This is a genomic window from Amycolatopsis sp. cmx-11-32 (assembly GCF_047608695.1).
Lineage (GTDB): Bacteria > Actinomycetota > Actinomycetes > Mycobacteriales > Pseudonocardiaceae > Amycolatopsis.
This window is the reverse complement of sequence record NZ_JADNQN010000001.1, coordinates 148,893-160,508: the sequence shown is the minus strand read 5'-3', so window position 1 is coordinate 160,508 and position 11,616 is coordinate 148,893. Positions and strand designations below refer to the sequence as shown.

At 67.0% G+C, this 11,616-nt stretch carries 13 protein-coding genes; 7 read left to right on the top strand and 6 right to left on the bottom strand.

From position 1 onward, the window contains the following. Positions 1–1,179, top strand: coding sequence for an ABC transporter ATP-binding protein (locus ACM6LR_RS00695; RefSeq protein ID WP_414935609.1), 1,179 nt, complete (start codon positions 1–3; stop codon positions 1,177–1,179). 77 nt (positions 1,180–1,256) lie between these two features. Here ACM6LR_RS00695 and ACM6LR_RS00690 read toward each other — a convergent pair whose 3' ends face one another. After that, complete coding sequence (locus ACM6LR_RS00690; protein WP_414935608.1) at positions 1,257–1,457, bottom strand: PspC domain-containing protein; 201 nt, start codon at positions 1,455–1,457, stop codon at positions 1,257–1,259. A 230-nt stretch (positions 1,458–1,687) separates the two neighbouring features. On the opposite strand from ACM6LR_RS00690, the gene ACM6LR_RS00685 reads away from it, so the two are divergent. Beyond that, positions 1,688–2,614, top strand: a complete 927-nt coding sequence (locus ACM6LR_RS00685; protein WP_414935607.1) for a hypothetical protein — start codon at positions 1,688–1,690, stop codon at positions 2,612–2,614. 280 nt (positions 2,615–2,894) lie between these two features. On the opposite strand, the gene ACM6LR_RS00680 is transcribed toward ACM6LR_RS00685, so the two are convergent. Further along, a complete protein-coding gene (locus tag ACM6LR_RS00680; protein ID WP_414935606.1) occupies positions 2,895–3,572 on the bottom strand; it encodes a TetR/AcrR family transcriptional regulator in 678 nt (225 codons plus the stop codon). Between the two features lie 122 nt (positions 3,573–3,694). Here ACM6LR_RS00680 and ACM6LR_RS00675 point away from each other — a divergent pair, with 122 nt between their 5' ends. After that, positions 3,695–5,209: an MFS transporter gene (locus ACM6LR_RS00675; RefSeq protein WP_414935605.1), complete on the top strand. Its 1,515-nt coding sequence runs from the start codon at positions 3,695–3,697 to the stop codon at positions 5,207–5,209. 79 nt (positions 5,210–5,288) lie between these two features. On the opposite strand, the gene ACM6LR_RS00670 is transcribed toward ACM6LR_RS00675, so the two are convergent. From ACM6LR_RS00670 to corA, 3 genes are all read right to left on the bottom strand, one after another. Next, positions 5,289–6,128, bottom strand: coding sequence for a chromosome partitioning protein ParB (locus ACM6LR_RS00670; protein WP_414942970.1), 840 nt, complete (start codon positions 6,126–6,128; stop codon positions 5,289–5,291). After that, on the bottom strand, positions 6,125–6,772 hold the full coding sequence (locus ACM6LR_RS00665; protein WP_414935603.1) for a metallophosphoesterase family protein: 648 nt from the start codon (positions 6,770–6,772) through the stop codon (positions 6,125–6,127). The genes ACM6LR_RS00670 and ACM6LR_RS00665 overlap by 4 nt, the downstream gene beginning before the upstream one ends. A 178-nt stretch (positions 6,773–6,950) precedes the next feature. Next, entirely contained in the window at positions 6,951–8,039 is a 1,089-nt protein-coding gene (gene corA / locus ACM6LR_RS00660) for a magnesium/cobalt transporter CorA (protein ID WP_414935602.1), read from the bottom strand. Positions 8,040–8,363: 324 nt separating this feature from the next. Between corA and ACM6LR_RS00655 the strand changes: the two genes are divergently transcribed. Together ACM6LR_RS00655 and ACM6LR_RS00650 are read left to right on the top strand one after the other, a co-directional pair. Continuing rightward, the gene (locus ACM6LR_RS00655; RefSeq protein ID WP_414935601.1) at positions 8,364–8,867 is read left to right on the top strand and encodes a MaoC family dehydratase; all 504 of its coding nucleotides are present in this window, start codon (positions 8,364–8,366) and stop codon (positions 8,865–8,867) included. Positions 8,868–8,898: 31 nt separating this feature from the next. Continuing rightward, entirely contained in the window at positions 8,899–10,005 is a 1,107-nt protein-coding gene (locus ACM6LR_RS00650; RefSeq protein ID WP_414935600.1) for a DUF2332 domain-containing protein, read from the top strand. A gap of 104 nt (positions 10,006–10,109) precedes the next feature. Here ACM6LR_RS00650 and ACM6LR_RS00645 read toward each other — a convergent pair whose 3' ends face one another. Further along, positions 10,110–10,538, bottom strand: coding sequence for an NUDIX hydrolase (locus tag ACM6LR_RS00645; protein ID WP_414942969.1), 429 nt, complete (start codon positions 10,536–10,538; stop codon positions 10,110–10,112). 186 nt (positions 10,539–10,724) lie between these two features. Between ACM6LR_RS00645 and ACM6LR_RS00640 the strand changes: the two genes are divergently transcribed. Both ACM6LR_RS00640 and ACM6LR_RS00635 read left to right on the top strand, forming a co-directional pair. Beyond that, the gene (locus ACM6LR_RS00640) at positions 10,725–10,886 is read left to right on the top strand and encodes a hypothetical protein (RefSeq protein WP_169812906.1); all 162 of its coding nucleotides are present in this window, start codon (positions 10,725–10,727) and stop codon (positions 10,884–10,886) included. Positions 10,887–10,910: 24 nt separating this feature from the next. Next, positions 10,911–11,471 carry a PH domain-containing protein gene (locus ACM6LR_RS00635; protein WP_414935598.1) on the top strand — a complete coding sequence of 187 codons (561 nt, stop codon included), beginning with the start codon at positions 10,911–10,913 and terminating at the stop codon, positions 11,469–11,471. Positions 11,472–11,616: the final 145 nt, after the last annotated feature.

Sequence of the window (11,616 nt, the reverse complement as noted above, 5' to 3'; positions counted from 1 at the left end):
ATGGCTGAAATTGTTCTCGAGAAGGTGTCCAAGAAGTACCCCGACGGCGCCCTCGCGGTGTCCGAAGTGGACATGACGATCGCCGACGGTGAGTTCATCATCCTGGTCGGGCCGTCCGGCTGCGGCAAGTCCACGACGCTGAACATGGTGGCCGGCCTGGAGGACATCTCCTCCGGCGAACTGCGCATCGACGGCAAGCGCGTCAACGAAAAGGCGCCGAAGGACCGTGACATCGCGATGGTGTTCCAGTCCTACGCCCTGTACCCGCACATGAGCGTGCGGGAGAACATGGCGTTCCCGTTGCGGCTGGCCAAGGTCGACGACAAGACCGTGCGCGCGAAGGTCGAAGAGGCCGCGAAGATCCTCGACCTGACCGGGCACCTCGACCGCAAACCGGCCAACCTCTCCGGCGGGCAGCGGCAGCGGGTCGCGATGGGACGCGCGATCGTCCGTAACCCCAAGGCGTTCCTGATGGACGAGCCACTGTCCAATCTGGACGCGAAACTGCGCGGTCAGATGCGGACCTCGGTGTCGAAGATCCAGAAGCAGCTGGGCACGACGACGCTCTACGTCACGCACGACCAGACCGAGGCGATGACCCTCGGCGACCGGGTCGTCGTGCTCCGGGCGGGCTACGTGCAGCAGATCGGGTCGCCGCAGTTCCTCTACGACAACCCGGCGAACCTGTTCGTCGCCGGGTTCATCGGCAGCCCGTCGATGAACTTCGTCGCGGCGACGCTGGAGAACGGTGTCGCCCGCAGCGCGCTGGGCGAGATCCCGCTCACCGACCGGGTCCGGCGGCTGGTCGAGGCCGCCGACGCGCCCCGCGAGGTCATCGTCGGCATCCGGCCGGAGCACTTCGAGGACGCCGCACTGGTGGACGCGTCCGCCCGCGAGGGCGCGACGTTCACCGCCCATGTGGACGTCCTCGAGTCGATGGGTTCCGAGAAGTTCGCGCACTTCTCGGTCGAGGGTGAGGCCGCGTCGTCATCCGACCTCGCGGATCTCGCCGCCGACAGCGGATCCTCGGACGTCCCCGGTTCGGAGTCGCAGATCGTGGCCCGCCTTTCGGCGGCGTCCTCGGCCGCGGAGAACCAGAACGTAGAGCTGTGGTTCGACGCGGACAAGATCAAGCTGTTCGACGGGGCCAGCGGCAAGAACCTGACCTACACCGACTGATCCATCCAGGCCCCCGCCGCCGCTCTCAAAGGAGGAGCTGCGTTCCCGGGCTTGACTCAAGCTCGTCCTGCCCTGGATCAGTAGTCGGTCTCGGGCAGGGCGAGCCAGAGCACGATGTAGACGATGAACTGCGGGCCCGGCAGCAGGCAGGAGAGCACGGCGAGCAGGCGGACCTTGCCCGGCGTGGTGCCGAAGCGTTTGGCGATACCGGCGCAGACGCCGCCGATCATGCGGCCCTGTCGCGGTCTGGTCAGGCGGGCGGCTACGGGGTTGCTCACGGGTTCTTCCCTCTCGGTCGTCACGGTGGGTCGGAATCGGTGGATCCGATCCGGTGTGTGTGAAACCCATTTTCGTCGCCCGGCGGCGAGATCGCATCCCACCACGGAACGAAACACACCCCTAAGGGCGTGAAATCGCGGTAAAGCACCCACCTGGGAAAACGTCGAAGACCCTGTGTTCTTCGCCCGTAGGGGGTGGTGTTCCCGGTTCTTTTGACGATACTGCTCCGGTGCCCTCGAACAGACTGATCGCGGTCCTCTGTGGCCTGTTCCTGGCCGCGGCCTGTACCACCCCGGAACCGGTGGCGACGTCGTCGCCGACTACGGCTCGCGACGAGGCCCTGACCGCCTCCGAGGCGCTCGGGGACTACTCGTCGCTCGATTACTGCAGCCTGGTCGACCAGAAAAAGGTGATCGGCGGGGGAAACGCGGTCAAACCGCCGTTGACCTCCTTCGAGTTCTGCCGTCTGGAATTCGTCGAGGGCGCCAATCGCTACACCGTGACCACCGGCCCGATCACTTCCGGGCAGGATCCGAACAATCGGCCTTACGAATACGGTGGGGCGTTGCCGGAGGGCGTCAGCGTCCAGCAGTCGACGTTCAACGAGGAAACCACCTGCACGCGGCTGCTGACCTTCGCCGACGGGATCCGGCTGTCGGTCGTCGTCACCTCCGACAACGAGAACCCGTCCGACCAGGCCGACCGTTGCCGGTTCGCCGACGCGACGGTCGGCAGCGCGGCGGGGGTGATCGGTGCGCGGAAGGTCGGGCGGCTGAACCTCGACCAGCGCTCCTGGGGCCGCGTCGCCCCCTGCGCACTGCTCGACCAGCACGAACTCGACGACGCCGCCGGGGCGGAGACCAAACCGGCCCCGGCGCTGTCCGGGCACAACTGCATCCGAGGCAAGGTCAGCGTGTCGCTGTCGGTGGGGGCGGACACCACGCCGGGCGCGACGGAGGCGCTGGGCGGGCGTCAGGTCCAGGTCACCACGTCGGGCGCGTTCTGCCAGGTGATCACGCACCGGCCGATCCCTGGCACGCCGGAGCGAGTCGAGCAGGCACTGCTCTCGGTGGTCGGCGTCGACGGGGCGCCGGAGGACGCCACGTGCGCGGCGGCCCGGGAAGTCGCCGTCGCGGTGTTCCCGAAGCTCCCCTGACCGCGTTTCGTCCTCTAGTTGCGGTACTTGCACGCGCAACTACCGCAACTAGAGGACTACTTGCGTGGGCCTCGCTCCGCGCCGCGTGACTGGACGCGGAACTCGCGTGCTTGAAGGCGGAACTCGCGTGTCTAGATGGCGAACTCGCGTGAGTGGGTGGACGACACGCGTGGCGCCGGGCGTGTTGTCCGTCTGGACACGCGAGTTCCGCGTCCAAGCACGCGAGTTCGGGGTTGGCGGCGGGGGTGGGACCGCAACCAGAGGACTAATTGCGGGCGGGTCAGCGCAGTTTGGGCAGCCGGAAGGAGCACATCGCCTCGTCCAGCGCCTCGAAGTCCAGCGGCGGATGCGGCAACGGGGTGGCGCGGCCGGGTTCGGCGCGCAGGCCGTCCAGCAGCAAGGCGAGGCACCGGCGCCACAGGTCCGGTTGGATGCCGTGCGTGAACTCGATGACCGAGCCGATCATCTGGTGCAGCAGCGGCATGTCCGTCGGCACGACGTCCGCGCGGAGGACGCCCGCCGACTGAGCCCGCTCGACGAGCTGTGTGATCAACGGCACCATGCGTGCTTTCGCCTCGGCGACGCGCTCGTGGCCGAAGACGTTCGACAGCATGACTTCGCGTAACCCGCGGTCACCGGCGTGCAGTTCGGCCGCGCGCCAGGTGAAGCCGGTGAAGCCCTCCCACGGATCTTGGGCGCGAAGCGCCTCTTCGGCGAACTCGCGGATCGTCTCGAACTGGTCGACGAACATCGCCTCGACCAGGTGTTCCTTGCTCGGAAAGCGCCGATAGACGGTGCCGACGCCGACGCCGGCGTGATGCGCGACGTCGTCGAGTGTCGCTTCGAGCCCGCGCTCGCCGAAGACATCGCGTGCCGCCGCGATGATGCGCTGCCGATTGAGTTCAGCGTCGCGCCGCAGCGGCCGCGCCGATGCGGCGGGAGCGAGGTCCCGAGCCATTCGTCCAGCTTAACAAATGAAGTAGAGGACGCTTCTCCGCTTTTCGGGTACCTTGGCGACGAAAAGGGGAGATACCTACTCCACATAGCCTCTTGGTCACTATCGGTGAGGAAACCACCCGTATGTCTGACTCATCCGCCGCTGTCGTCACGCCGTCGGGGGACGCGGCCGCGCAGCACGCCAACCCGCACCACGCCAGGAGATGGCTGATCCTGGTGATGATCGGTCTTGCCCAGCTGATGGTGGTACTCGACGCCACCGTCGTGAACATCGCGCTCCCGTCGGCGCAGCAGGACCTCGGCTTCTCGAACGACGCCCGCCAATGGGTCGTCACCGCTTACGCGCTCGCGTTCGGCAGCCTGCTCCTGCTGGGCGGGCGGCTCGCGGACCTCTTCGGCCGCAAACGCGCGTTCCTCGTCGGACTCGCCGGTTTCGCCATCGTGTCCGCGATCGGCGGCGCCGCCACCAGCATCGAAATGCTGCTCATCGCCCGCGCCGCACAGGGTGTCTTCGGCGCGCTTCTCGCCCCGGCCGCCCTTTCGCTGCTGACCACGACCTTCACCGACCCGAAGGAACGAGGCAAGGCCTTCGGGGTCTTCGGCGCGATCGGTGGTGGCGGTGCGGCGATTGGCCTGCTGCTCGGCGGCGTGCTGACCGAGTACCTCGACTGGCGCTGGTCGATGTACGTCAACATCGTCTTCGCGGTGATCGCGTTCGCCGGCTCGGCCGTGCTGCTGAAGGACTCCGAGACCGACGGACCGCGCCCGAAGCTCGACATCCCGGGCACGATCACCGCGTCGGCCGGGTTGTTCGCGCTGGTCTACGGCTTCGCGAACGCCGAACGCGACTCATGGTCCGCGATCTCGGTGTGGGGTTTCCTCGCCGCCGGTGTCGTGCTGATCGTGGCGTTCGTGGCGATCCAGCAACGGGCCGAACACCCGCTCCTGCCGCTGCGCGTCCTGCTCGACCGCGACCGCGGCGGTTCGTACCTCGCGATGTTCCTGCTCGCCATCGGGATGTTCTCGATCTTCCTGTTCCTCACCTTCTACATCCAGCTGAACCTCGGGTTCACGCCGGTGCAGAGCGGGGTCGCGTTCCTGCCGATGGTCGCCACCCTGATGGCCAGCGCGACGTCGGCGACAGCCGTCCTGTTGCCGAAGTTCGGCGCGAAACCGTTGGTTTCACTGGGAATGCTGATCGCCGGTCTGGGCCTGTTCTGGCTCTCGGCGATCGACACCACCAGCACCTACTCCAGCGGCGTGCTGTTCCCGCTGATGATCATGGGTGTCGGTATCGGCCTCGCCATGGCGCCCGCGATGAGCGTCGCGACCTTCGGGGTCGACACGCACGACGCCGGTGTCGCGTCGGCGGCGGTCAACACCGCGCAGCAGGTCGGTGGCTCGATCGGGACCGCGCTGCTGAGCACGCTGGCCGGAAACGCCGCGACGTCGTTTATGGTCGGGAAGACGCCTTCGCCGCAACTCGCGGCTGAAGCGGCCGTACACAGCTACACGACCGCCTTCGTGTGGGGCGGATGGATCTTCGTCACGGGTGCGGTGATCTGCGGGCTGCTGCTGCGGTCGGGTGCCCCGGCGAAGGCCGCCTCTTCGGACGCCCCGGTCGCCGTCCACATGTAGCAACTGGAGGATGAGCTGAACGGGACTTTCAGTGCAAAATTTGCACTGAAAGTCCCGTTCAGCTCACGCGGGGGAGGCGTCACCGGGACTGTGAGCGCACGGCCTCGAAGACCTCGTCGTCCCACCGGTGCGTCCGGATCAGCCGGTACCGTTCGGAAGCCACCCACAGATACGCCTCGGCGTCGGTGCGGTCGCCGATCAGATCCGCTTGCCGCAGCATCGCCACCACCGGGACGAACTCCTCGTCAAACCACCGCTGCGCCAGCGTCGCGCGGTCCGAGTAGTGCCCTTCGTCCTGCATCAGCCGGAAACCCCAAGCCTCCACGTGCTCACCGAGCCGCGCGTAGTCCCACGGATCGGTGAACACCACCGAAGCCCGCGAGTGCCCGGAAAGCGGAACGCGTTCCAGGAACAGCCGCCGGTAGTCCTTGACGATCAGGTCGCCGCGGTACCGGATCCCGCTCGGGTCCAGTTTGGTCCGCACCTCGGTGACTATCGCCTCTATTGTGGACAGTGCCATCGCGTGCGCCACCGAAACACGGTGGTGCCCGTCGATGATGAAATGCAGTTCACCGACGCGGTACACCTGGATCGGCGGAATCGACTCGCCACGTCTGGTCGCGAGCGCCAGCCGTTCCCAGCGTTCGCGGACGCGGCCGGACGTCGGGCGGAAGCGGCGGTCGAAGTCGCGGCCGCGGTCGACGCTGCCGACGATCGAATCGAGCCGGATCACCCGCGCCCCGATCTTCCGTTCGCCGAGGTAGCCGAGCGCGTCGACCACCTCGTGGAACGGCAGCATGATGTTGACGTCGTCGGGTTCGCCGCGCAGCCAGTTCGCCAGCCGCGACAGCACCTGACGCCGTCGTGCGCGGAGGAAGTCGTGTTCCGCGTCCGCCCGGGGAAATCCGGTGTCCTTCATAGGAACTCCATGATCCGGTGCCCGACCACGTTGCGTATCGTGGTTCCGCCGACCACCCGGTCCGGCACGGGTGCACCGTGCGGGTGGATGTGCCCGTGCAGCAACCATTTCGGCCGCAGTGACTCGATCGTGCGATGGAGACAGTCGAAACCGCGGTGCGGCGGGTCCTCACGGTCGCCGCAGTGCCGTGGCGGCGCGTGGGTGAGCAGGACGTCGACGTCCCGCCCGTCCCGCCAGCGGCGGAACCGCGCCCGGCGCACGAGCCGCCGCGCACGCCGCGCCTGCTGGCGTTGCGTCCACTGGTTCGGGCCGTCGTTGTAGCGGACCGAGCCGCCGAGCCCGGCGAACCGGAGCCCGCCGATGTCGACGATCCGGCCGTCCGCGTTCACCCCGCCCGCCGGACCCGGCCACTCCGCGGGGATACCGTCCTTCAAAGACAGTCCGCCGTAGCGCGTGTAGCCGGACAGGTCGGGATCGTGGTTGCCCGGAACGAACACGCACGGCACGTCGAGCGCGCTCGCCAGGAACTCGAGGTAGTCGTACGGCAGGTCGCCGGCACCGATGACGAGGTCGGCCCGGTGGTGGTGGACGGCGGACGTCCACAACCGCTCCTCGACCTCGTCCGCGACGACCAGCGCCTTCATACGCCCCAGGGTAATGCCGGCGGCGCTACTTGGGGCCGTGCGCGAACGCGGGGTCCTTGGCGATGATCGCGATCACGATGCCCAGCCAGACGACGCAGAAGGCCAGCGCCCAGAACTTGAGGTTGGTCAGGATCCTTGGCATGAGGGAACTCCGCAACTACCGAATGGGGAAGAAAGGTCAGAGCCAGCGGTTCTTCCGGAATATTCGGTAAAGCAGGATGCAGACGCCGAAGATGACCGTCATCGCCATCGGGTAGCCGAACCGCCAGTGCAGCTCCGGCATGTAGTCGAAGTTCATCCCGTAGATGCCGGCCAGCGCCGTCGGGACCGCGATGATCGCCGCCCACGCGGTGATCTTGCGCATGTCGGTGTTCTGCTGGAGCGTGATCTTCGCCAGCGTCGCGTCCACCAGGGTGGTCAGCAGTTCGTCGAAGTTCGCGACCCGCTCCGCGACCGTGGTGAGGTGGTCGGAGACGTCGCGGAAGTAGGACCGGACCTCGTCCGGGATCAGCCGCGTGTAGCCCTCGGCGAGGCGCTGCAGCGGAGTCCCCAGCGGCATGACCGCGCGGCGCAGCTCCAGCACCTCGCGCTTCATGAAGTAGATCTGCTCGGCGCTCACCTTGGAGCGCGGCGCGAAGACGTGCGTCTCCATTTCGTCGATGTCCGATTCGATCGCGGTGGTGACATCGAGGTAGTGGTCGACGACGTGGTCCGCGATCGCGTGCAGCACCGCGGACGGCCCGAGGTCGAGCCGCTCCGGGTCCTGGTCGAGTTCGCGGCGCAGCCTGGCGAGCCCCGAGTGGTTCCCGTGCCGCACGGTGATCACGAAGTCGCGGCCGAGGAACGCCATCAGCTCGCCGGTCTCGACGATCTCGTTCGCCGTCGCGGGTGACTCGTGTTCGACGTAGCGGACCGTCTTCAGCACCATGAACAGCGTGTCGTCGTAGCGCTCCAGCTTGGGCCGCTGGTGTGCTTCGAGTGCGTCCTCGACGGCCAGTTCGTGCAGGCCGAAGGTGTCGGCGATGCCCTGGATCTGGACCGCGTCGGGCTCGTGCAGGCCGATCCAGACGAACCCGGCGTGCCGTTTGCGCACCTCTTTGATCGCCTCGGAGTGCGACCAGCGGCCGGGCAGGCGCTTGCCTTCCACGTACACCGCGCAGTCGACGACGTACGCCGAAAGGGGGACGGGCAGCGGGCGCTCGGCGACGCTTTTGGCGCGGCCGTTGCTCCGGCCGCGAAGGCCGCCGAGCGAGGGAATGGCAGGCATGGGATCTCCTGGGCAGACGTCGTGCGTTTGTGCGCGAAGACGACGGGCCAAGCGGTCGGGGGGCCGCTCGGCTAGGCCAGCGTTCCCGGTTTCGTCAGCCCTGCCAGGTGGGGATCCGGCGAGGCGTGAAGGCGGAAACGCTGCGACTACTAGGAAGCGGAGTATCGCCACTGGACATCGGGTTCCTCACCTCCTCGGCTCGGCGGACGGTTGCACAGTGGTGCGGGTCGCGTTGACGACCCGACACCAATGGTCGAGGGTACTCCTCAACACGAAAGCCTGTCGTTCCAGGCTCACGCCGCGTTACTCGTGCAGGAGGACTGGGTGCAGTTCGGTCGCTATTACGAAGAGTTCGAGGTCGGCGCCGTCTACAAGCACTGGCCGGGCAAAACGGTCACCGAGTACGACGACCACCTGTTCTGCCTCATCACCATGAACCACCATCCGCTGCACCTCGACGCGCATTACGCCGGGGAGACCACCGACTTCGGCAAGAACGTCGTGGTCGGCAACTATGTCTACTCGCTGCTGCTGGGCATGTCGGTGCCGGACGTGTCCGGCAAGGCGATCGCGAACCTCGAGGTCGAGTCGCTCAAACACGTGAAGCCGACCTTCCACGGCGACACCATCTACGGCGAGACCGAGGTGCTGGACAAGACGCCTTCGAAATCGAAGGACGACCGTGGCGTCGTCTACGTCGAGACCCGCGGTTACAAGCAGGACGGCACGATCGTGTGTGTGTTCCGTCGCAAGGTGATGGTGCCGAAACAGTCCTACGGTGACGCCAGGGGTGGCGAACAGCCCGGCCGTCCCGTGCCGCACGAATAACGGGTGTCACGAACGAAGAGGGAGCGCGTCGATGCCCATCGGGCTGGATGAGATCAAGAGCCGCTTGCGGAAGTTCGCGACGGTCGAGGCGGCCGGTGTTTCGCCGTTGTACGAGCACCTGGCGGCGAAGGCGGCCGAGGACGACGACGTCGCCGGGCTGCTGACCGACGCGCGCGGCGGTGAAGCGCGCGGCACGCTGCTCCTGGCGACCGCGCACCGGCTCATCCAGGCCGACCCGATCCACCCGCTCTCGCGGTACTACCCGTCCGTCGGCGGCTTCGACGGCGTGGACTCGGAGACGTGGCCGCTGTTCCGCTCGTTCCTGCTGGACCGGGCGGACCGGGCACGGGCGATCATCTCCTCGCGGTACACGCAGACCAACGAGGTCCGCCGCGCCGCACTGCTCTACCCCGCGGTGACGGCGGCGGCGAAGCAGGCAGGTGGCAAGATCGCGCTGCTCGAGGTCGGCTGTAGCGCCGGGCTGCTCCTCGGCCTGGACAGGTACGCCTACCGCTACCAGTGCGACGGCGGCGAGCAGCTCACCGCAGGGCCCGCGAAGGCCGCTGTGGGCCTGCATTGCGCGCTCGACCTCGCGCCTGGCGCCGTCACACCGAAGGTGCCCAAGAAGCTGACGGTCACCGCCCGCGCCGGCCTCGACCGTGCCCCGGTGGACTTGACCGACGAGGACGAATTGGCCTGGCTCGAAGCCTGCGTCTGGGCCGACCAGCCGGACCGGATCCGGCTCCTGCGCACCGCCGCGGCCGCGCAGGCCAAGCAGCGGCCGGAGCTGATCACCGGCGACGCCGTCGACGACCTCGCCTCGGCGGCCGCCACCGTGGCCTCGGATGTCCCCCTCGTGGTGCTGACCAGTCACGTGCTGGCGTATCTGGGGGAGCGGCGGGCCGACTTCCTCGACGCCTTGCGCGAACTCGCGGCCGCGCGGCCGCTGTGGTGGGTCAGCGAGGAGTTCTACGCCGCCGCGCTGGAGCCGTTGCTCCCCGGCCGGACCGAACTGGCCGCTACCAACGGCGGATCGGCCGTGCTCGGACTCGTCCATTGGGATGACGGGACCCCGGACGCGCGCGCACTGGCCAGGACGGCGCCGCACGGACAGCGGATGACCTGGCTCCCGGTTTAAGGTTTCGGCTCCCCGGGAGACGTCGGTAAAGCATCGACAAGGTTAATTTTCACCTCTTGCGCTGTTTAATCACATGCTATTCGTCAAATCGGGCACGGCGGTTGTCATTCCGGTGAGCCATCGGCGGTTGGCAGCACTCCCCAGTCGCGGAGAGTGACGAGCAGGAGTTCGGCCAATCGGCCGCTTTCATCGAGTTCGATCAAGGTCACGGCGTCGATCCAGCGGGCGTCGTCGGCGTCGTCCCCGGCACGGAGAGTGCCGCCGGTGACCGAGCAGGCGTAGTCGTGAATGTCGTAGCGGCCGCGGCACGCGTTGCCCACGTATGTGCCCGGCATCACGTTCAATCCGGTCTCTTCGCGCATCTCGCGAATGACAGCCGCTTCGTCCGTTTCGCCGGGTTCGACACGGCCACCGGGGACCGACCACAGTCCCCGTCCGGGTTCGTTCGCGCGCCGGATCAGCAGGATCCGACCGCGTTCGTCGTGGACGATGCCGCCGACACAGCGGACGGTGCTGTTCGACACGGTGTTCATTCCCGAATGGTAGACGCGGGCGCCCTGACAACGGCTGTCCTGTACACGGAGAGTAGCCGTACGGTACACTTCCCCTCGCCGACTGACCCAAGCGCGGGACTTCCCTCCCGCGCGGGTGGAAGGTGCGGTACAAAATGAATGGTCAGTATCCGCAGTCAGTCACCGTAAGAGACAGGATTGATCGCTGTGAACGCGAAAAAGCTCCTCACTTTCGCAGGAATCGCGTTGGTGCTGTTCTTCGTGATCGCGCAGCCAGGTCAGGCGGCGGGCCTCGTGGGAAACATCATCGGCTTCCTGCGTGACTCGGCCGAATCGGTGATCACCTTCGTCAGCAGCGTCTTCAGCTAGCGAAGGAGCGGATACTCTATCGGTATGTTCGCACCACGCGATCCAGACGAGTATCTCCTCGACACCGAGCGGCGGGTCATCAGGATCCGCCGTCACTGGGCTGTGCTGTTGTGGGAAACCTTCGAGACGGCCGCGTTGCTGGCCGTCTGCGTACTGGTGTCCTACCTCTTGCCGCCCGCCGCGTGGGTGATCCAGAACATCCTCTGGTATGCCGCGTTGCTCGTCATCCTGCGCTTCGCGTACGTGGTGATGGAGTGGTGGGTCGAGCGGCTGGTCGTCACGGACAAACGCTTCGTGATGACCACCGGCGTCTTCACCACCAAGGTGCTGATGATGCCGATCACCAAGGTCACCGACCTCACGTACGAGCGTTCGGCCTGGGGCCGGATGGTGGGATACGGGACGATGGTGGTCGAGTCGGCCGGTCAGATCCAGGCGCTGAACCGCATCGACTACCTGCCGCGGCCGGAAGAGTTCTACGACACGATCTCCGAACTCGTCTTCGGCGACAAGCAGAAGCAGGCCGAGCGCTTCTCGATGATCAAGGCGCAGCGTGCGGCGCGTGGCAAGAAGAAGGTCGGCTAGCCGCCTATCCCGACTGGCGACGCCGCAGCAGCCCCTGCCTCGACTGAGGTGACCGGAGTTTTTTGATCTTTTGGAGTCGCGCGCCTTTTGGCCGCCAGGCCTCAGGGGCGCGATGGCAGGGCGCCCTTACCGCGATGGCGACGTA

What these genes read in the sequence shown, in the direction of transcription:
- ACM6LR_RS00695 (WP_414935609.1), top strand. Translation starts at nt 1, where the DNA reads ATGGCTGAAATTGTTCTCGAGAAGGTGTCCAAGAAGTACCCCGACGGC.
- ACM6LR_RS00680 (WP_414935606.1), bottom strand. Translation starts at nt 3,572, where the DNA reads ATGGCTCGGGACCTCGCTCCCGCCGCATCGGCGCGGCCGCTGCGGCGC.
- ACM6LR_RS00675 (WP_414935605.1), top strand. Translation starts at nt 3,695, where the DNA reads ATGTCTGACTCATCCGCCGCTGTCGTCACGCCGTCGGGGGACGCGGCC.
- ACM6LR_RS00670 (WP_414942970.1), bottom strand. Translation starts at nt 6,128, where the DNA reads ATGAAGGACACCGGATTTCCCCGGGCGGACGCGGAACACGACTTCCTC.
- ACM6LR_RS00665 (WP_414935603.1), bottom strand. Translation starts at nt 6,772, where the DNA reads ATGAAGGCGCTGGTCGTCGCGGACGAGGTCGAGGAGCGGTTGTGGACG.
- corA (WP_414935602.1), bottom strand. Translation starts at nt 8,039, where the DNA reads ATGCCTGCCATTCCCTCGCTCGGCGGCCTTCGCGGCCGGAGCAACGGC.
- ACM6LR_RS00650 (WP_414935600.1), top strand. Translation starts at nt 8,899, where the DNA reads ATGCCCATCGGGCTGGATGAGATCAAGAGCCGCTTGCGGAAGTTCGCG.
- ACM6LR_RS00645 (WP_414942969.1), bottom strand. Translation starts at nt 10,538, where the DNA reads ATGAACACCGTGTCGAACAGCACCGTCCGCTGTGTCGGCGGCATCGTC.
- ACM6LR_RS00635 (WP_414935598.1), top strand. Translation starts at nt 10,911, where the DNA reads ATGTTCGCACCACGCGATCCAGACGAGTATCTCCTCGACACCGAGCGG.